The following is a 20,430-nucleotide window of genomic DNA, read 5'->3' on the forward strand; positions in this document are numbered from 1 at the left end:
GGCATACCGCAGCTCAGGGGGCTTTCCCGCCTCGGTCGATGCTGCGCGGAATCCGGATCGGGCAGGCGGAGGGGCACGCACTGATGGCATGGCTGGCGGCGGGCGAGGGGTACGAGATCGCCCTGGTGGAAGGGAAGGTGGCGGCGCGGTCCGCCACCGGGCGCGCGGCGGGACGGCAGTTGAAGACCCTGCCCAAGGCGCTGCGCGACCACCCGGAGGTGGACCGGCTGCGCAGGCTCGCCGCGTGGCTCGACCGGCACGAACTGGCCTGCGCGGCACAGGTGGACACGTGGATGGTGTCCTCGCTGCCGGTGCCGACCGCGCTGCTCGCCCGGGTGTGGCCGGACGAGGCCTGGCAGCGCGCGCTGCGCGACATCGCCGTCGTCGGCGACGACCCGGACGAGGTGGGCTTCCTGCGGGACGCCACCGACGCCGGCGAGCTGAAGGTGGTCAACCTCGACGGCGAGACCGTACGGCTCTCCCCGCGCACGGTGACCCTGCCGCACCCGGTGCTGCTGCCCGATCTGGAGGACCTGCGGGACTTCGCGGCCGAACTCGGCATCGTGCAGCGCGTCGAGCAGATCCACCGGCCCACCTGGCACAAGCCCGAGGGGCTCGCGGCCACCGCCGCCGAGGTGCGCGACTACGCGGGCGGGAAGTTCCCGAACCGCTTCAGCCTGGCCGCCCGGGCGACCGGCCTGGGCTACCGGGTGTCCGGGGGCTACGCCACCTGCAAGGTCCGCGACACCGGTCGAGGAGCGGAGGCAGCGGTGTGGATCGGCGAGCCGTACTACGACGACGACTCGACCACCGGGGCCCTGAGCTGGCACGACGAGGAAGGCCGGGCGGTACGCCTGGCGGAGGTCGGACCAGTGGCCTGGTCCGAGGGCATGCGCATGGCCGCGGCGCTGTACGCCGGGCGCACGATCGAAGAGGGCGGGGACGCACGATGAGCACCACCGGTACCACTGGCACCACGACCGACACGGCCATGGCCGGCGTCACGGCTACGACGGCCACCGAGGCCGCCGAGGCCGCCCGCGCGGCGGGTGACGCCCGCGCGACCGAGGCCGAACTGCTCCTCAAGGCAGGCGCCGTGCTGCCCGCCGGCACCCCCGGCGCCGGCCCCTCCGCCGTGGACCTCACCGCCCGCACCTACCGCCACCCCGCCCTCGGCGACGACCGCGTCGTCGTCCGGCTGACCGCCGCCGAACTGGGCCCGGCCGAGGATCTCGCCGCCGGATTCCTGGGGCTCGTCCTCGACGAGGGCGAGCCGCCCGTGGTCGGCCTCGGCCAGCGCCAGGCCCTGGGCTTCCCCGAATGGGTGCTCGTCCACCACCCCGAGGACGGCCACCACGCCCTCGCCGTCGTCCCCGAGCTCGACCGGGCCGCCCGCCAGGCCAAGACCAAGCCGAAGGCGGCCCTCGACGCCTGCCACGAACTGGCAGAGCGGCTCGCCGCAGCCGTCCCCCACTTCCTGCCCGTCTTCTACGAGCAGGCCGCCCGCATCTTCCTCGCCGTCGAGAACACCACGTACGCCGCCCAGCTGTTCGGCCGCGCCCGCAGCAGCGAGAGCCGGTACGGCCTGAACATCGACGAAGACCGCCTCGACGCCGTGTTCCTCGAATTCGCCCTGGCCGGCGCCCTCCCCGTCAAGGTGCTCACCGGCTACGGCAAGGAGCTGTCCACGCGGGTCGCCCCCGCCGAGGCCTACGAGCGCTTCCGGCGCCTGTGCGTGCGCCGCACGGCAGGCGGCCTGCCGCCCTCCGCCCAGGCCACCGCCGAACTGCGCCGCCTCGCCCGCAACGCCGGACTGACCGGCAGCGAAGCCGAGCAGCAGTACCTCGCCGAACTCCTCCCGCTGCCCGCCACCCTGCGGGCGGCCTACGGCTGGTGGAACGCGCACCGCACCGCACTGATCGCCCTGGCCCGCCGCCGACCCGCCCTGCGGGGCACCATGCTCGACCTGATGCCGCCCGGCGGCGGAGACGGCGAACTCTCGGCCCTATGGCTGGACGTACTGGAGGAATCCGGCGCCACCGCCGGGCTGGTCGACGCCGGCCTGCCCGCCGAGGAGCAGTGCGCCGACGGCGCCGCAGGCTGGCTGGAGCGATTCCACGCCGCCCGGCACGCCGGCTGGGGCCCGCGCCGCACCCCGCCCGTCCTGCTCGACCTCGTCACCCGGGCCGCCGACCGGCTGCGCGCCGAACTCGCCCGGCCCGGCCGCGAGGCGGGCCTGAAGGTGGGCGTCGAGGACGCCAACCTCCTCGACCTGCTGCTCTCCCTCGGCATCCCGGTCGCCGATCCCGCCACCGACGCCCCCGCCTGGAGCCGGCACGACCAGCTGAACCTGGCCGACTGGGCGCGCGGCGACCAGCGCCGCGACCTCCTCGCCCTCGCCGCCGACCAGCGGTTCCGGCCCGCGTTCCGGCGCGCCGCGTACAGTTTCGGCGACGCGGGCTCGGGAGCCGACGTCATGTGCCGCCTCGCCGCCTCGCCCGGCGGCCGCCCGATGCTGGCCGAGTGGATGCACGAGGTGGCCCGCGCCTCCACCGCCGCGGGCCTGCCCGGCCTGCCCGACGCCATCGAACGGCTGAGCTGGCTGCCCGCCGAAGCCCTGGAACTGGCCCGCGAGGACGTGGCCGCCGCGGCCGCCGCCGACCTCGGCGAGATCCTCGCCCGCACCCTGCGCGGCGGCCTCTTCGAGGAACTGACGTGGCCCGCCTGGGAGAGCGCGGTCGCCGAACTCGCGCCCGCCGGCCAGGGAGGCCACGGACTGAACGTCTACGAGGCCTGGCCCCACCTCATCGTCGCCAACTCCACCCAGGTCCGCGTCATCGACGCCCACTCCACCGTGCTCACGCACGACCTGCGGGCGCCGCGCGGACCCTCGTACCAGTACGGATTCCACTACGTCGACGGCGATCTGCTCGTCTTCTGGAACTCCTGGAGCGCCAAGCAGATCCAGGGCTACTGGCACTCCGCGCCCGGCACCGTCCTCACCCTCGACGCCGACCACAACAGCTGGTCGCTGCGCTCCGAGAACATCAGCCTGCCGCTGCCCGGCGGCGGCCGCGCCACCGGAGGCGGCGTCCTGCACCGCGGGGACACCCGGCTGCCCGCCGAGCGGCCGCTGCTGTCCGACGGGACCTCGTACTGGGTGTGGCAGCGACGCGACCAGTCGAACGAGAGCGGCTGGCGCGAGTACGACCCGGCCGGCGGTGAGCACGGCCGCTTCTCCGAGCCCGGCTTCCTCCCCGCCGCACTGCGCGCCCGCCCCGAGGCCGCGCTGTCCGCCCAGGCCTGCTGGCTGCGGCCCGCACCCGCCGTCGAGGGCTCGGTGCTCGGCGCCCCCGTGGACGGGCTGCTCGGCTGGCGTGCCGTACGCCTGCCCGGCCAGGGCTGGCAGGGCAGCGACACCGCCGGACGGACCGTCACCGCGCCCGAGGGCAGCGACGTTCCCGTCGCGGCCCTGGCCTTCCCCGGTGACGACCGGCCGCGCGCCCTGACGCACCGCTGGCGCGAGCTGAGCATCAGCGACCCCGACGGTGTCGTCACCGCCAAGTCTGGCAGCCACCACCGGGCCGTGGCCTTCGCCACCGGCAGCGTCGAACTCCCGCCGCTGCCCTTCTGGTACGCCCTGCGCCCGCGCGACCCCGAGGGCTCGGCCGCCCTGCGCGCGGCCGACCGCGACACCGCCGCCGCCCTGCTGCGGGCCGCCGCCACCGCCGAGAAGGACTCCGACCTGCCCGGCCTGGTGAGTGCGGCGCTGCCGCAGGTCACCGCCCCCCAGCTCATCGGGGGCATCGTCGAGGTGCTGCGCTTCGCCCTCACCCAGCAGAAGGCGCTGGACGCCGTCGCCGCCCGCCTGGATCCCGGCACGCAGGCCGGGTCCGACGAGCCGGCGGGCCCCGAAGACCACCTGCTCGCCGACGCCCTGCACGGCCTGCTCGGTACCGGCTACTACCGCTGGGGTGCCCACAGCGACGCCGCACACCGCTTCCTGCGCCGCCTCGCCGAGGCCTGCGCCGACACCGGTGCCGCCGAGGTGCCCGGCCGGCTGCACTTCGACATGCCCGCCCTGACCTACTCCTCCCTCCCCTTCACCCCGCTGCTGGACCAGCCCGCCGCCGTCGCCTACCGCGCCGTCTCCCTCGGCACCACCGAGGAGCACCGGGCCGCCCTGTGCACCCTGCTCGGCCAGGTGGACGCGCTGGGCCTGGCTTCGGCCGAGGGCTCCGCCGACCGCTGGCGCCGGGTCCTGGTCCACCTCGACCACCGCCACCTGCGCACCCCCGACGGCAACGAGCGCAGCCTCCCACACCGCAGCCTGCTCCCGCTCGGCGACGGAGCCGTCCTCGCGCTCACCGAGCACAGTGCGTCCGTGCCCGACGGGCACGAGTTCGGGGCGCTGCTGTACGACCCGGCAGGCCGGTTCGCCGCGCCCGACCCCTACACCCTGCGCGGCGAGGCCCCGCTCGGCGACCGGGACCGCGGGCCGGACTGGCTGGCGAAGTTCCTCACCGAGGCGGCCGACCGCGGGCCCGCGCCGTTCTTCCCCGAGGCCGCCGAGGAGTTCGCCCGCCTCACCGGCGTCTCCACCACCCTGGCGAAGCTGCTGCTCGCCGGCCTGCCCCACATAGACAGCTACGAGCACCACTTCCTGTCGACCGACCTGCGCACCGCCCTCGGCGTCAAACTGCCCGACGCGAAGAACGCCCGCAGCGAACTGAAGTCCCTCGACGCCGAAGTGCGGCGCGCCCTCGTCGCGGCCCTGCTGCCCGCCGACCCGGCCCGGCTGTGGACCGACGGCCCGGACGTGGCCGCCGCCGCGGAGGTGTGGCTCCGGCGCGTGGGCCGCCGTACGCCCGTACCCGAATGGCTGCTGACCGAGACCGCCCGCGGTGTGCGGACGGGGTGGGCCACGCACCGTGCCCTCGCCGCGGTCCTGGACCCCGCCGCGTCCCCGTCGCTCGGCGTCGACGTCGCCTGGACGGTGAAGGGGGACCACGCCGAGCCGTGCGAGCCCGCCACCGAGCCCTTCACCGGGCACATCCTGACGGGCGCCCTCGCCCTCACGGCCTGGCTGGCCCACCGGCTGCCCGCCGGCGACCCCGGACGCTCCGCCCTGCCGCCCGCGCTCACCGCCGTACGCCAGCGGCTCGCCGCGCCCGAACTGCTCCTCAACGTCGGCCACTACACCAGCCTCCCGGACTTCCGGAAGGCGGCGGGCACGCCGACCGAGACCGGCGAGGGCTACGAGCGCTACGGCGCAGTGGTCATGGCCACCCACGACGACCGGCCGAAGCCCGCGCTGCGGACGGCCCTGCTCGACTCCACCGGCTCCGACCCGTACCTGGCGGCCCTGCGCGGACCCGACCAGCAGCCCTCCGGGGTCGAGACCGCACTGCGGGCCGCCCACGACCCGCGCTTCGCCGCACTGCTCGCCGACCCCGGCGCCCCGGCGGCCGGCGCGGTGGACAAGGACGGCACCTGGTGGCCGCAGGACCCGGGCCGATCGGTACCGGACCTGGTCGCGGAAGTGTCCCGGACCCACGGGCTGGGCGCGGACGCCGCGACCGTCTACCTCACGCTGCTCGCCATGCCCGACCCCAGCGACCGCAACGTGGCGCGCTGGACCGGCTGGAAGCCCGCCCGGCTGAAGGCCGCCCGCGCCGAACTGGCCGCCACCGACCTGGTGGTGTCGGCGAGCCGGACCCGGGCCGGGCGCTCCCTGTTCCTGCCCGGCGGCTGGGCCGAGATGACCTCCCCGACCGTGCCGGTGGAGCAGTGGAAGCTCCCGATGTACTCCCTCGCCCCGGGCGGATCCCCGGTGCTGGGCGTCCTGGTGCCGGGCGAACCGGCCGCGGACCTCTACCGGCGGGCCTGGCAGCGGGTCCGCGAGGGCGACGTACCGCGCTTCGAGGAACTGAAGGTCAAGCGCACCCGCTCCCGGGCGGCCCGCCGCTGACGCCGCCGCGCTCCGGCCGGCGGTGAGCCGGCCCCTCGCCGGTCGGCGCCCGTCCGGCCGTGGGGCACCCGCTTGCGGCGGGTGCCCCCCGGCCCCACCCTCCTGCTTCCCGAAAACCCGAGAGGACCCTCCCATGACCCTCACCGACCAGGCCGCCGGGCCGTCGAGCACCGCGCCAGCGGCTACCGCGCCGCCCCGGCAGACCCTGCCCGCCGAGGAGCGCCACGCGGCCGAACTCGCCTTCCTCGCCGCACAGGACACCGGACCCCGCCCGCCCGGCTGGGCGCTCACCCCCCGCGCCGTGGTCACCTTCGTCTGCGGCAGCGACGGCGTGGAGCTCGCCCTGCCCAAGCGCCGCGCCGGACTCCCCGCCAAACTGGCCATCGCCCCCAAGTTCGTCGGCGAACGCGCCCTCGTCGAGCGCTGCGTCGTCACCCTCGCGGGGGAGCGCGGCCTGCTGCTGACCGGTGAACCCGGGACCGCCAAGTCGATGCTGTCCGAACTGCTGGCCGCCGCCGTCTGCGGCACCAGCTCCCTCACGGTGCAGGGCACCGCCGGTACCACGGAGGACGCCTTCCGCTACGGCTGGAACTACGCCCTGCTGCTCGCCCAGGGCCCCAGCCGGCAGGCGCTCGTCGACTCCCCGGTGCTCTCCGCCATGCGGACCGGTCGGGTCGTGCGCGTCGAGGAGATCACCCGCTGCCTGCCCGAGGTGCAGGACGCTCTGGTGTCGATCCTGTCCGACCGGCGCGTCAGCGTGCCCGAACTGACCGCCACCGAGGATGCCGTGGTCTCGGCGGCCCCCGGGTTCACGGTCATCGCCACCGCCAACCTGCGCGACCGCGGCGTCTCCGAGATGTCCGCCGCCCTCAAGCGGCGCTTCAACTTCGAGACGGTCGCGCCGATCGCGGACGCGGACGCGGAGGCGACCCTGATCCGCCGCCAGGCCGTGGCCGCCGTGCAGCGGGCGGGCGCCGCGTTCGGAGTCGACGACGCCGTCCTCGACGCGCTCGTCACCGTCTTCCGGGACCTGCGCTCGGGGCGCTCGGCGGAGGGCTGGGACGTGGAACGCCCCGGTACGGTCATGTCCACCGCCGAAGCCGTCCAGGTGGCCGCTTCCCTGGGGGTCGCCGCGGCGTACTTGCCGGGCGGCGACGTCCTGGACCTGCTGCCGGGGCACCTGCTGGGTGTGGTCCGCAAGGACGACCCGGCGGACCACGGCCGCCTGCTGGGGTACTGGGACGGCCCCGTCCGCCGCCGCGCCGAGGACGGCTCGGCGATGTGGCGCCGCCTGTGGGACCTGCGCGGGAGCCTGCGATGACGAGGTCCCGCCCGGCCGCGGCCGCGGCGCCCGCCCGCCCGGTTTTGGCGTCCGGCTCCCGGTCAAGGGCCGCCACCGGGGCGGCGGAGGCCGACACGGACGCGGGGGCCGGTCCGCGGGCCGTGGTGGACGCGCTCGCCGCGTCGCGCGAGCCGTACCTGCTGGGAGTGCGCCACCACAGCCCCGCCCTGGCCGCGGTGGTCCCCGCGCTGCTGGACGCGTCGGGGGCGGAGGTGGTCTGCGTCGAGCTCCCCGCCGACTTCCAGCCGTGGCTGGACCACCTGGCCGACCCGGAGACGGTCGCCCCCGTCGCCTTGGCGGGCACGGGCGTGGACGGCCGACTGGCGTTCTACCCGTTCGCGGACTTCTCCCCGGAGCTGGCGGCGATCCGCTGGGCGCGGGCCCGCGGTGTGGAGGTCCGCTGCTGCGACCTCCCGCTGTCGTCCCCGGCCTGGACGGACCCCTCTCCGGCCCGTCCCGACGCCCCCTCCCCGGCGCTGCCCCCGGGCGCGCCCGGGTCCCCGCAGCCCGCGGCTGCGGGCGCGGACCCGGCGGACCCGGAGGCGGACCGGTTTGCGGACCCGGCCACCGAGGCCCCGGCGCGGTCGCGGCGGAACTTCGCCGACGCCCTCGCCGCAGCCGGCACCGGCCGCTACGGCGACGACCTGTGGGACCGGGCGGTCGAGGTCCTGGCTCCCGGCTGCACCCCGGAGGCCGTCCGCCGCGCGGCCCTCGGCGTCGGCTGGGCCCTGCGCCAGGACGCCCCGGTCCCCGCCACGGACCTGGCCCGCGAGGCCTGCATGCGCGCGGTCCTCAGCGACGCCGCCGCCGGGGGCCGCCGGGTGGCGGCGGTGATCGGCGCCTTCCACGCCCCGGCTTTGACCGCACCCCTGCCGGCCGGATCCGGCGCAGCCGCGGCACCGGCCGCGGGGCACGGAGCGATCGCAGCCGCGGTCTCCCCGCCGGCCGGATCAGGGTCCCCGGTGGCCGTGTCAGACCACGGCGTACCGGCCGGCAGCGGCGCTCCCCGCGCCGACGGGATGCCCGCCGCGGGAGGGGGAGCGGTGGCGGACGGGGCCGTGGTGACCTCGTTCGTGCCCTACTCCTTCGACCTGCTCGACTCCCGCTCCGGTTATCCCGCCGGTATCCGCGACCCCCTCTGGCAGCAGGCCGTCCTGGACGCCGGCGGTGATCCCCGGCGGCTGCGCGACGCGGCGTCCGCCACCGTCGTCGGCATCTGCCGGGAGCTGCGGCGGGCCGGGCACACCGCCGGGACCGGGGAGGCCGCGGAGACGCTGCGGCTCGCCTGCGACCTGGCCGTCCTGCGGGGGCTGCCCGCCCCCGGCCGGGGCGAGCTCCTCGAAGCCGTGTCCACCGTGCTCGGCCAAGGCGAACCGCTGGGCCGGGGACGGGCGCTGGCCCGCGCCCTCGAAGCCGTGCTGATAGGCACCGGCCGCGGCCGGATCAGCCCCCGCGCGCCCCGCTCCGGACTCGGCCCCTCCGTCGAGTCGGAGCTCGCGGAGCTGCGGCTGCCCGGCCCCGAGGAACCGGCCGCGCGGGAGGTCCGCCTCGATCCGCTGCGCTCCGCGCTCGACGGACGCCGCGAGGTCCTCCTGCAACGCCTTCTCGTCTGCGGTTCCTCGTACGGGGAGCCCCTCGCCGTGGCCGCCACCGGCGACGGCGCCGCCCTCGGCACCAAGTGGCGCCTCCGCTGGACGCCCTCCGTCCCCGCCCGCCTCGACCTCGCCGGGGTCCGCGGGGTCACCGCCGCCCAGGCCGCGGCCGGGACCCTCCGGGACACCGCCCGGCGGGCCGCCGCCGACGGGGGTCCGACCCCCGCCCAGATCCTCGCCGGCCTGGCCGCCGCCGCGCGGTGCGATCTGCCCGAGCTGGTCGACGTACGGCTGGAGGAGGCCGCGGCCACCCTCCCGCAGACGGCCACCCTGCCCGAACTGCTGGAGGCCCTCGACCTGTTGGAGGGCCTGGCCCGCGGCCACCTGCCCGGCACCGGCGACGCGTCCCGTACCGCCGCCACCGTTCTCGCCGGTGAGCTGCTCGAAGCCGCCGTACGGTCCCTGCCCGGTCTGGCCGGCAGCGAGGACCCCGCCGACGCACGCGCCCTCGTGGCCCTGGCCGACCGCGCCGCCACCCGGCACCTGGGCCTGCGCATGGACACGGCCCTGGCGGAACTGGCCGCCACCGCCTCCCCTTTGATGCAGGGCGCCGCCCTGGCCGTACGGGTCCTCCTCGACCTCGACCCGGCCGCCCGGCTGGGCGACCGCGCCGCCGGCTGGATCGACAGCGCCTGCACCCCGGACGGCCGCCGCGCCCTGACCCGCCGGCTCGGCGGCGTCCTGGCCGCCGCCGGGCCCCTGCTGGCGTCCTCCGAGGCCGCCCTCACCCCGGTCCTGGACCGGGTCGACACCCTCGCCGACCAGGAGTTCCTGGACCGGCTCCCGGCCCTGCGCGGCGGCTTCGACGCCCTCGCGCCCGCCGCCCGCGACCGGCTGCTCGGCACCGTCACCGACCGGCTCGGCGACCGCGTCGACGTGTCCCTCGACGCGTCCCCCGCCCTGCTCGCACTCTGGGCCGCCGCGGACGCCGCCGGTGCCGCCGCCGTCAAGGGACTCCCGCTGCCACGGCGCGACACGCCGCCCCCGCCGCGGGATGCGGGGCCGGCGGCCACCGCCTCGCGCGGACCCGTCCCCGTACCGGAGGACCGCAGGCTCGCCCCCGCCGACCGCTGGCGGCTGCTGCTCGGCCGCCGCCGCGACCAACTGCCGTCGGGCGCACGCCGTTACGCCCATGCCCTGGACGAGCTGTACGGCGCCGGCCGCGGCGAGGGCGCCGCCGACCTCGACTCCGGTGCGGGAGGCGGCGCCGGCGCGGGAGGGGGCCAGGAGGCCTCCTTCCCCACGGCGCGGGAGTGGGCGCAGGAGCTGGAGGCCCTGTTCGGGGCCGACGTACGCGAGGAGGTGCTCGCCGAGGCCGCGGATGCGGGCCGCGCCGACGTACTGACCCAGCTCGACCCGCAGGCCGTACGTCCCTCCGTGGAGCTGCTGAGCTCCGTGCTCTCCCTCGCCGGGGGCATGCCCGAGGCCCAACTCGCCCGGCTGCGGCCCCTGGTGCGGCGGCTCGTCGACGAACTCGGCAAGGAGCTGGCCACCCGGCTCCGCCCGGCGCTCTCCGGCCTCGCCGGCCCGCGCCCCACCCGCCGTCCCGGCGGCCCGCTCGACCTGGCGCGGACGCTGCGGGCCAACCTCGCGCACACCCGCCGCCTCCCCGACGGCAGGACGGTCGTCGTCCCCGAACGGCCCGTCTTCAGCACGCGTATGAGTCGTGAGGCCGACTGGCGGCTGATCCTCGTCGTCGACGTGTCCGGCTCGATGGAGGCCTCCGTCATCTGGTCGGCCCTCACAGCGGCCGTACTCGGCGGTGTACCGACCCTGTCCACCCACTTCCTCGCCTTCTCCACCCAGGTGGTGGACCTGACCGACCGGGTCGAGGACCCCCTCTCGCTCCTGCTGGAGGTGCGGGTCGGCGGCGGTACGCACATCGCCGCGGGCCTGGCCCACGCCCGTTCCCTGATCACCGTGCCGAGCCGCACGCTCGTCGTCGTGGTCAGCGACTTCGAGGAGGGCGGCCCGATCGGCGGCCTCCTCGGAGAGGTACGCGCCCTCGCCGCCTCCGGAGCCCATCTGCTGGGCTGCGCCGCGCTCGACGACTCCGGTACGCCGCGGTACTCGGTCCCCGTCGCGCGCCAACTCGTCGCCGCCGGGATGCCGGTGGCCGCCCTCAGCCCCCTTGCCCTCGCCCGCTGGGTGGGCGACCGCCTCCGTGGAGAAGCCCGTTGAGCACCGACCACCTGCCGCCGCAGCCGCAGCCGCAGTTGCCGCCCGTCGCCCCCGAGGTCCTCGCCGAAGCCGTGGAGAGCCTCACCGCCCGGCTGCGCAAGAAGCTCGACGCCGCGATCGCGGGCTGCGCCGACGGTGCCGAGGCGGGGTCCGACGGCAGCGTCACCGTACGCTTCGGCGAGGACGCCCTCGTCACCCTGCGGCCCGGTCCGGACGGCACCGTCGCCACCGCCGAACAGGCGCAGTGCAGCTGCCTGCTGGCCCCCCGCTGCCTCCACCGCACGGCGGCCCTCGCCGCCTCCCCCCTCGCCGCCCCCACCCCGTGGCCCGACCCGGACCACGAGGGGGAGCCCGGTCCCGACCCCTCCCTGCCGGAGACCGTTCCCCCGCGACCGGATGCCGCTCCGAGGCCCGGCCCCGGTCCGGTGAGCGGTTCCGGCCCGCAGGCCGGTTGGGGCGCGACGCCCGGCGCCCGCTCGGGGCCGCAAGGAGGCCCGGGCTCCGGGCTGGAGCCCGGCTCCGGCTCGGAGCCCGGGCCGGGTGGCGACCAGGTGCGCGGGACCGGTTCCGGCGAGGGCTTCGGCCGGCCGCGGGACCCCGGGGCCTACCGAGCGGGGCAGGAGGCGGGCCATCCGGGCGGGGCGACGCAGACGGCGCCCGCGCTCAGCGGGGCGCAGCTGCGGGCCGCCGGCGGGCTGTGGCAGGCGGCGGCCGAGGCCCTGGCCGCGGGCGTCACCGCCGGTGGTGCGGTGGTCCAGGCCGAGCTGCTGCGGGCCGGCCACACCGCCCGCCTGGCAGGGCTGCCGCGGGCCGAGGCCGCCGCGCTGCGGGTCGTGCGGGGGCTGCGCGCGGCCCGCGAGCGCAGCGGCGGCCACCGGCTCGCGGAGCTCACCTCCGCCCTCCGCGAACTGCTGTACACCGCCGGGCTGCTGGCCTCCGGCGCGGCCGGCCCCGAACTCACCGGCACCGTCCGCCGCGCCTACCGGCCCGGCGGCAGCCTGCGCGTGTACGGCCTGTGCCGCGAGCCCGTGCTCTCCGCCACCGGATACGGGGGAGTGGTCACCCACCTCATGGGCTCCGACGGCGCCGCCTACTCGGTCTCCGACGTGCGCCCCGGCGGCCTGGCCCGCGCCCGGGGCGCAGGATCCGCCCCGGTGGCGCTCGGCGGTGCCACCCTCGACCATGCGGGCCTCGCCCGCGGTGGCCTGCGCATCGCCGGGGCCACCGTGTCCCCCGACGGCCGCCTCGGCGCCGGACGCGGGGTGCAGGCGACACCGCTGCGCGGAGTCCCGTGGACCGGGGAACCGGCGGCAGCCCTGTTCGCCCGGCCGGCGGCGGAGGCGGTGGCCGCCCAGTCGGCCGACCCCGACCGTGATGTCGCCCCGGAGGCGGAGGAGGGGCCCCGGCTCCTGGGCTGCGAGGTGCGCGTCGTGGGAGCCTGCGGCGAAGACCTCCTGGTCCGCGAGACCCGCGAGGACGGCCCGCTGCTCCGGCTGCGCGCCGCCCACCCCCACCCGGAGCTCCCGTACACGGACAACCTGCGCCGGATCGCCGCCCGCCCCGGACTGGTGATCCGCGTGCTGGGCCGGCCCGACCTGGACCGGGCCGCGACCCTGCGCCCGCTGGCGGTCGGCCCGGCGCCCGGTGCGGAGTACACCCTGCGGCTGCCCGAGGAGTGGCTCGGCCGCGCCGACCTCGGCTACGACCGGCTGCAGGGCAGCCACTTCCCGCCCGCCTCCGCCGGTCCGGACCCGACGGTTCCCGTCTCCGCCGGCCCGGACCCGCTGGCGGACTCCCCGTTGTGGCGGGTCCGCCGCCTGCTCGAAACCGGGGTCGCGGGCGGCCGTCGGGCCGTCGCCGAAGCGGCCCGCGGAGCCGAGCCGCTCGCCGCGAACGGTGCGCTCCGCCGGTCCGGGTTCACCGCGGCGGCGGAGTCGGCCGCCGCCCTCGCCGCCGAGGCGGACCGCCGCCCCCGCGACGCCTTCGGCCGCCTGGCCGACCCCTCGGCCGACGCCTACGCCTGGGCCTGGCTGGCCGCGGCGACGCACCTGGAGGCGGCCCAGCGCTCGCTCGTCGCCGCCTCCTGGAAGGAGACCCTGCCGTCGGCCTAGGCCCGGACCCGCGACACCGAGGTGTCCGGACGACCCGCCTCGCGCAGCCATGCGGCGAGGACGGTGAAGTCGGCGTCGGTGAGACCGAACGCGGGGTCGACCCGGTGGAGCAGGGCCGGGCCGGGGTGGTGGGCGGCCACCCACCGCCGGTCGGCGTCGGTGATCTCGTCGTCGATCCAGGCGAACGGGCGCCCCGCCGCCCGCTCGACGAGGGTGCGGGTCTTCCAGTGGAGTCCGCCCGCCTCCCCGGCCTCCGAGGTCTCGGCCCAGGACACCACCGGCAGCTCCGGCAGCCCGGCCCGGGGCCCGACCCACTCGTTCGCGTCGTCCCCCCACGTCGTCGCCCACACCAGCGCGCACGGCAGCGCCGCCAGCCGAGGTCCGAGCGAGGGGTCGATCCGGGCCACCAGCGGATGCGCGGAGTCCTCCCCGTACGTCGGGTAGCCGTACGGCCGTTGCTGCGGCGTGGCTCCGAAGGGGATGAGCGGGCCGTCGACGTCGAGGAAGAGAAGCGGCCGCGGCCGTCCTGCACCGGTCATCCTCCTCACGATAGTCGTCGCCCGGAGGCGGAACCGTGGCGGGCCCGATCACCTCTCCATGGTCGAGGGGGAGGACGATCGTGACGAAGAAAGCCGTATCCGCATCCGTATCCGTGTCCATGACCGGGTCCGCGGCCCGCAGAGCGGTGGCGGCGGCCTTGTTGTGCGCCGTACTGGCGGCCTGCGGGACCCGGCATGCCGGTGAGGCCGCCGCGCCGCCGCCCCCGGTGCCTGCGCACGAGACGTGCGGCCTGGACCGCGATCTGACCACCGACGACGACGGCGCCGGCGCCGGAAACGCGGGCCCGCCCACCGATGAGGAGACGGGTTACGCGGGCCCGCCGACCGACGAGGAGACGGGCTACGCGGGCCCGCCCACCGATGAGGAGACGGGTTACGCCGGCCCGCCCACCGATGAGGGGACGGGCTACGCGGGCCCGCCCACCGACGAGGAGGCGGGTTACGCCGGCCCGCCCACCGACCCGGACGTGACCAACGGCGCGGGCCCCTGTGGTGGCGCCGGATGGTTCGACATGACCCGGGATTTCAACGCCTATTACGCCGAGCACCGCACAGCCGAGGACGGCTTCCTGCCCGCGCAGCCCGTCCGGCAGGCCAAGGTCCGTACGGCCGGCGGAGCCGGCGAGGCCGAGTTGACCTTCGCGACCCGCTCCGTCGGCAAGGGGGTCGGGGAGGACGCCCGCCGCCTGGCCCGGGTGTTCACCGCATGGCGGCAGCAGGTCTACGGGGACAAGGGCACGGTGTCGGTCCGGACGACGGGGGGCGAGGTCATCACCACCGCGCTCTGGTGACCGGCGCGCCCCCGCGGCCGGCACCGCACCGGCACCGGCCGCCTCACGGCCACCGCGCGTCCCACAGGTCGCACCGGTGTTCGGCGCGGGCATCCACGGTGCGGATCCCCCCTGCCCCGGGCGCCAAGGACACCACCGCCCGGCCGGGTCCGAAGCGCGGCCAGTCGGGCGCCCCGGCGGCCCGCGGCACACCGCTGCGCGCGAACCCGGTCCAATAGCCGATCATCCGGTCCGACAATTCCTGCTGCGGTCCCGTCAGCGGGACGCCCATGCTGAACAGGTAGGGCAGTTCGAAGCCGTGCGAAGCGCCGTACGGGAGGCCCACCACCTCCGGCAGGCCGGTGAAGTTCGGCGCGTCCCGATCACTGAACCGGTAGGCGTACGTCGGCACGTGCCGGGCCAGCGCCCGGCTGTCCCGCAGCGCCGGGCAGGTGAACGAGGCGTCGGACAGCACGGCGGCGAAGGCCAGCGCCGGCGTCGGGTACGCCCGCACGGCGTAGCGGGCGGCGATGGCGCGGGCGGCCGACGCACCGAAGGAGCGCTCCAACCGGGCCCGGTAGCCGGCCTCGTCGGCGACGGGGTAGGCAGCCAGGGTCTGACCCAGGAAGATCCGCATCTCGTCCCGGGTGGTGCCCTGGATCACCGGCACCCGGTGGAAGCGGCCCTGCTCCAGGGCCCGGCGCGGTTCCACCGGCAGCAGGGTGGTGCCGTAGGAGACGAGGGAGAAGTCCTGCATCAGCTCGGGGGTCGCGAGCCGTGCCGTGTCCAGCTCGCGCAGGCAGTCCAGCACGGCGGTCGGCTCCGCCCGGTCGCAGCCGAGCCGGCCTGCGGCGGCGACTCCCTTCTCCACCGTGCGCGGCTCGGGCACGAAGGGCTCGTACCTGCCCAGGGTGGGGAGCAGCGACCAGGGCGGCATGGTGGTCGAGCAGGAGCCGCTCTGCAGGACCGCCCGCTGGAAGAGGCCGCCCGAGGCCGGCGAGGTCAGGTGGGCGCAGACGCTGAGCCCGCCCGCTGATTCGCCGAACAGCGTGACGTTGTACGGGTCGCCCCCGAAGCCGGACGCGTTCGCCCGCACCCAGCGCAGGGCCGCCTGCTGGTCGGCCAGGGCGAAGTCGGGTGCCCCGCCGAGCGCCGGATGCCCGAACAGGCCGAAGACGCCGAGCCGGTAGTTGACCGTGACGACCACCGCGCCGCCCTGGAGGGCGAGCCGGTCCGGGCGGTAGAGGTCGCCGGCGCCGTTGGCGAAGCCGCCACCGTGGAACCAGACCAGGACGGGCCGCCGCTGCCCGTCCTGGGCCGCTGAGCGCGCGGGTGCCGGGTCGGGCCCGGTGACGTTGAGGTACAGGCAGTCCTCCGAGCCGGTCGGACCGCCCGGCCCGATCGGGGGCAGCTGCACACAGCGGGGCCCGGGCGCGCCGGCGTCGCGTACGTCCGCCCAGGGCGCCGCGGGCTCCGGCAGCCGCCAGCGCAGCCGGCCGGTCGGCGGTGCGGCGTACGGGATGCCCTCGAAGGTCAGGTGTCCGCCCCGGGCCCGACCGCGTACCGGCCCGCGATCGGTGACGACCACGGGGCCGTCCGCCGCAGTGGCCACCGGGCCGTCCGCCGCAGTGACCACGGGCCCGACCACCGATGCGGGCACGGGGCCCTCTGCCGCTGCGGCCGTCGGCCCTGCGCCGACGGCGGCGGCCGGCCAGAGCGCGAGCAGGCACAGCGCCGTGATGCCGCGCCGGACCAGATCCACCGAAGGCACGTTGACGCCCTTTCACCGGGTCTGCCTTGCCGAATTCCGCGGTGAGGTTACCCGCGGGCAGGGGCTTCCCAACCGTGGTGCGGCGCGTTAAGGTCCCCGCAACCCGATACCTAACGACGTTAGATTTATGGGCCCTCCCCGCCGGACGGCGCCACCCGGCCGCCGCCGGCCTCATCCCGAGGAGTCATGTCATGAACCTGCCGCAAATGTCCCGGCGTGCCTTCGGTGCCGCCGCCCTCTCCGCCGCAGCCGTCCCCCTGCTCGGCGGCCGCGCCTTCGCCACCCCCGCCGAGGACCCGCACCACGCGCCCGCCGAATGGGAGCCGCACTCCGGCTGCGTGATGGCCTGGCCCTGGGACAAGACGGTCGGCTGGGGCTCGCTGCTCGGCAGTGTCCAGGCCGAGATCGCCGGCATCGCCAAGGCCATCGCCCGCTATGAGACCGTCACCATGGTCGCGGAACCGGGCAGGGCGGCGCAGGCGCAAGCCCAGTGCGGCAGCACGGTGACGGTCACCGAGTACCCGGTCAACGACTGCTGGACCCGCGACACCGGACCGGTCTTCGCCGTGAACGCCGCCAGGACCCACCGGATCGGCCTGGACTTCGGCTTCAACGGCTGGGGCAACAAGTACCCCTACGACAAGGACGACCTCCTGCCGGTGGGCGTCTGTACGTACCTGGGCGACACCCGCAAGCCGGTCGACATGGTCCTGGAGGGCGGTTCCGTCATCACCGACGGGCAGGGCACCCTGATCACCACCGAGGAATGCCTGCTCAACCCCAACCGCAACCCCGACATGAGCCGCGCCCGGATCGAGTCCGTGCTGCTCGCGGCGTACGGGGCGAGCAAGCTGATCTGGCTCCCGTACGGCCTCGCCGGCGACACCATCACCAACGGCCACGTCGACCTCGTCGCCGCCTACCTCGGCCCCGCCAAGGTGCTGTTGCACACCCAGCCCGACCCGGCCGGCCCCAACCACGCCCGGATGGCGGCCAACAAGGCGGTGCTCGACGCCGCGACCGACGCGTGCGGGCGCCCCTTCAACGTGGTGGAGATGCATCACCAGCCGCACTTCCGCCACAACGGCCTGATGGTGGAGACCTTCAGCTATACGAACTACTACCTGACGAGCGGCAGCGTCGTCGTCCCCACCTCAGGCGAACCGGCGGACTCCCTCGCCCTCGCCCAGTTCGCGACGCTCTTCCCCGGCCGCGAGGTCGTCGGCACCCCGGCGCGCACCCTGGCCTGGGGCGGCGGCGGCGTCCACTGCGTCACCCAGCACGTCCCGCGGGTGACCTGCTAGCGGGTGGCCCGCCGGCGGCGTTGCAGCGCGCCGCGTACGAAGGCTGCCTGGCCGGCGTGCTGGAGGTCGTCGGCCAGGACGCTGACCAGGCGCACTCCGAGCGTGACCGGCGGGTCCCAGCGCTCGTCGACGACACGGTTCAGGTCGGCGGCGGCCAGACCCCGCAGGAATCCGAGGCTCTGCTCGTGGACCGCGTCGAAGTACCCCAGCAGCAGCTCGCCCGAGTCCACCCGGACCGAACCCACCTGCCGCGAGCTGTGGCCGAAGCCGGTGGCGTCGGCGGGCAGGGGCAGCGCGAACCGGGTCACCCAGTCCTGGGCGTGCCACACCTGTTCCCGGCCCGAAGCGTCCGCCACGTGGTCGTCCTGCACCCGGGTCAGATGCCACACCAGCCAGGTGATCGAGTTGGCCCCCGCATCGGTCCGGTCGTTCAACTCCTCGGCCGAGAGCCCCTCGACCACCTCGTGCACGACCTCCCGGATCCGCCCGTACCCGTCGGCCAAGACCTCCGTCGCCTTCATCCACCGTCCCCATACGTGTTCATGTGCACCTGTACGTACGGCATCGGCCGGGGCGCTGCCACCGGCCGATGCGTGCTGCGCGGGACCCGCACTACATGGGATCCATACCCCGGTCGTCGATTTTGCTCTCCTGCTTGCTCTGCTCCTCCAGCCGCCGGGCCTTCTCCTGGAGCCTCCGGCGCTCTTCCGGGTCGGTGGAGCGCTCCGCCGCCTTGTTCAGCTCCTGCGCCTTCTCGCGCAACTGCCGGGAACGGCCCTGGGAATCACCTGCAATGCTCATGCTCACTCCTTGGGGGTGTGGGGGAAAGACGGGCGGAACCAGCGAAACAGCAGCGCCGCGGCTGCGCATCTCGAAGCGTCACCGGGCGTGACGCCACCCTGAGGGATCCCCCGTTCGCCCGCCCCGAGTGGCGCGGCGGTGCGGGCTGCCGCTGAATGTGACCAAGCGCGCGGGTGTGCCCGCTCCCGTCCCCGCCGCGTCTAGTGCTGTGGCCGGGAAGGTTGGCCGGGTCGCGTTGTCCGGTGCGGTGCATCGCAAGGCGGAGGCCCGCGGCTCGTACTGGACGTACTTGCGCGGTCCGACAACGGAGCGAGGTGCCGTGCCGGGCGGCGCGACCCGGTGGACCCTTCCGGTCACAGCACTAGGCGAGCAGGTTCACGGCCCGCGTGAACAGCCAGGGCATGCGGGCGGCCGCGGGCACGATCCGTCCCGCGAGCCGGGGCTGTTGACGCGCCCAGAGCAGGGAGGCGGTGAGCGCACGATAGCTGCGTGAGAGGTCCCGCCAGGCCCGTTCGTACGCCTGCGGCCGGCCGGCCCGTACACAGCGGACCAGTTCGCCCGCGGCGGTCAGAGCCAGGGTGAGCCCCTCACCGGTCAGCGCATCCACGTACCCGGCGGCGTCCCCGACGAACAGCACGCGCCCCGCGACCCGTACCCGGGCCCGCTGGCGCAGTGGCCCGGCCCCGCGCACCGGCGTCTGGGCCGAGGCGGGCAGGCGCGCCGCCAACAGCGGGAAACGGCCGAGCTGCTCCTCGAAGGGTGCGCGGTCCCCGGTGAGGACCGCCACGCCCACGCGCCCGGGCCCGAGCGGGGTCACGTACGCCTCGCACCGCTGCGACCAGTGCACCTCGACCAGCTCGCTCCACGGTTCCACCGCGTAGTGGCGGCGCAGCCCGTAGCGGGCGGGCCGCCCCGGCGCGGGCGGCGCCGACAGGCCCAGGCTCCGCCGGACGGGGGAGTGCAGGCCGTCGGCGGCCACGAGGTAGCGGGCGCACAGCCCGGCGGCGCCGACCCGGTCCTCGTCCTGGCGGACCTCTCCCGCGCGCCGGGCGAGCACCCGTACGCCCAGCCGGGCGGCGCGGTCGGCCAGCGCGGCGTGCAGGACCGTACGGCGGATGCCCAGGCCGGGGCCGGAGTGGAACCGCCCCTCCGCGTGCCGGCCGGTCATCCCGTCCAGGTAGCGGATCCCGTGGAACGGACGGCCGGGCACGGACAGGCCCAGCTCCGCCAGACGGCGTACCGCCCCCGGCATCAGCCCTTCCCCGCACGCCTTGTCGATGGGGGTGGGGCGGGGCTCCAGGACCACCACCTCCATCCCGGCCAGCGCTCCGTGCACGGCCGTGGCCAGCCCGGCCGGGCCGCCCCCGACCACCAGCAGGTCGATCACCGGGCGCCGTCCTCGGCCGGCACGGCCGCGCGGCGCGCCGGCGCCGTATCGGCGAGAGCGGCCTCCTCGCAGCGCACGCGCACCCTCAGCAGCAGCAGGTTCAGCACGCCGAAGCCCAGCGCCGTCACCCATGCCGTGTGCACCAGCGGCAGCGCCGCGCCCTCCACCACCACGGCGGCGTAGTTGGGATGGCGCAGGAAGCGGTACGGGCCTGCCGCCACCAGCGGCAGCCCGGGCACCACCAGCACCCGGGTGTTCCAGCGCGGGCCGAGGGTGGCGATGCACCACCATCGCAGGCCCTGGGCCGCCACGGCCAGGGCGAGGGCGGTCCAGCCCAGCGCGGGCAGGAACGGACGCGGCGCGGCGAGCGGTTCGACCACGCAGGCGAGCAGCAGCGCGGTGTGCAGGGCCACCATGGGCGGATAGTGGCCCCGGCCGTACTCGCGGGCGCCGCGCGCCAGGCTCCAGGCCGTGTTGCGGCGGGCGACGGCGAGCTCGGCTAGCCGCTCGACGGCCACGAGCCCGACCAGCAGCAGGTACGGGGTCAGGGTCGCGGCCGTCGACAGGGCGAGGGAAGGCA

The 20,430-nt window shown here is 76.3% G+C and carries 13 protein-coding genes; 7 read left to right on the forward strand and 6 right to left on the reverse strand.

Going from position 1 to position 20,430, the window contains the following annotated elements; genetic code table 11:
* Positions 1-83: 83 nt before the first annotated feature.
* The 5 genes from AC0666_RS10840 to AC0666_RS10860 all read left to right on the forward strand — a co-directional run bounded on the left by AC0666_RS10840 (position 84) and on the right by AC0666_RS10860 (position 13,257).
* Positions 84-953, forward strand: a complete 870-nt coding sequence (locus tag AC0666_RS10840; protein ID WP_478707556.1) for a DUF4132 domain-containing protein — start codon at positions 84-86, stop codon at positions 951-953.
* Positions 950-5,971: a DNA-binding protein gene (locus AC0666_RS10845; protein ID WP_478707459.1), complete on the forward strand. Its 5,022-nt coding sequence runs from the start codon at positions 950-952 to the stop codon at positions 5,969-5,971. The genes AC0666_RS10840 and AC0666_RS10845 overlap by 4 nt, the downstream gene beginning before the upstream one ends.
* A 133-nt stretch (positions 5,972-6,104) precedes the next feature.
* On the forward strand, positions 6,105-7,292 hold the full coding sequence (locus AC0666_RS10850) for an ATP-binding protein (protein WP_468963669.1): 1,188 nt from the start codon (positions 6,105-6,107) through the stop codon (positions 7,290-7,292).
* On the forward strand, positions 7,289-11,146 hold the full coding sequence (locus AC0666_RS10855; RefSeq protein WP_468963670.1) for a vWA domain-containing protein: 3,858 nt from the start codon (positions 7,289-7,291) through the stop codon (positions 11,144-11,146). Before AC0666_RS10850 ends, AC0666_RS10855 begins: the two co-directional genes overlap by 4 nt.
* On the forward strand, positions 11,143-13,257 hold the full coding sequence (locus tag AC0666_RS10860) for a hypothetical protein (protein ID WP_468963671.1): 2,115 nt from the start codon (positions 11,143-11,145) through the stop codon (positions 13,255-13,257). Before AC0666_RS10855 ends, AC0666_RS10860 begins: the two co-directional genes overlap by 4 nt.
* On the opposite strand, the gene AC0666_RS10865 is transcribed toward AC0666_RS10860, so the two are convergent.
* Positions 13,254-13,796, reverse strand: coding sequence for an HAD domain-containing protein (locus tag AC0666_RS10865; RefSeq protein ID WP_478707460.1), 543 nt, complete (start codon positions 13,794-13,796; stop codon positions 13,254-13,256). The genes AC0666_RS10860 and AC0666_RS10865 overlap by 4 nt on opposite strands.
* 80 nt (positions 13,797-13,876) lie before the next feature.
* Here AC0666_RS10865 and AC0666_RS10870 point away from each other — a divergent pair, with 80 nt between their 5' ends.
* Positions 13,877-14,608, forward strand: a complete 732-nt coding sequence (locus AC0666_RS10870) for a hypothetical protein (protein ID WP_468963672.1) — start codon at positions 13,877-13,879, stop codon at positions 14,606-14,608.
* Between the two features lie 43 nt (positions 14,609-14,651).
* On the opposite strand, the gene AC0666_RS10875 is transcribed toward AC0666_RS10870, so the two are convergent.
* Positions 14,652-16,358: a carboxylesterase/lipase family protein gene (locus tag AC0666_RS10875; RefSeq protein ID WP_468963673.1), complete on the reverse strand. Its 1,707-nt coding sequence runs from the start codon at positions 16,356-16,358 to the stop codon at positions 14,652-14,654.
* Between the two features lie 191 nt (positions 16,359-16,549).
* Between AC0666_RS10875 and AC0666_RS10880 the strand changes: the two genes are divergently transcribed.
* On the forward strand, positions 16,550-17,662 hold the full coding sequence (locus AC0666_RS10880) for an agmatine deiminase family protein (RefSeq protein ID WP_468963674.1): 1,113 nt from the start codon (positions 16,550-16,552) through the stop codon (positions 17,660-17,662).
* Here the strand turns inward: AC0666_RS10880 and AC0666_RS10885 are convergent.
* The 4 genes from AC0666_RS10885 to AC0666_RS10900 all read right to left on the reverse strand — a co-directional run bounded on the left by AC0666_RS10885 (position 17,659) and on the right by AC0666_RS10900 (position 20,398).
* On the reverse strand, positions 17,659-18,183 hold the full coding sequence (locus tag AC0666_RS10885; protein WP_468963675.1) for a mycothiol transferase: 525 nt from the start codon (positions 18,181-18,183) through the stop codon (positions 17,659-17,661). The genes AC0666_RS10880 and AC0666_RS10885 overlap by 4 nt on opposite strands.
* Before the next feature lie 91 nt (positions 18,184-18,274).
* Positions 18,275-18,463, reverse strand: coding sequence for a DUF6381 family protein (locus AC0666_RS10890; protein ID WP_361719838.1), 189 nt, complete (start codon positions 18,461-18,463; stop codon positions 18,275-18,277).
* Between the two features lie 361 nt (positions 18,464-18,824).
* Positions 18,825-19,850, reverse strand: coding sequence for an NAD(P)/FAD-dependent oxidoreductase (locus AC0666_RS10895; protein ID WP_468963676.1), 1,026 nt, complete (start codon positions 19,848-19,850; stop codon positions 18,825-18,827).
* Complete coding sequence (locus tag AC0666_RS10900) at positions 19,847-20,398, reverse strand: isoprenylcysteine carboxyl methyltransferase family protein (protein WP_468964297.1); 552 nt, start codon at positions 20,396-20,398, stop codon at positions 19,847-19,849. The genes AC0666_RS10895 and AC0666_RS10900 overlap by 4 nt, the downstream gene beginning before the upstream one ends.
* Positions 20,399-20,430 lie beyond the last annotated feature (32 nt).

This window comes from Streptomyces sp. NPDC043680 (genome assembly GCF_056436685.1).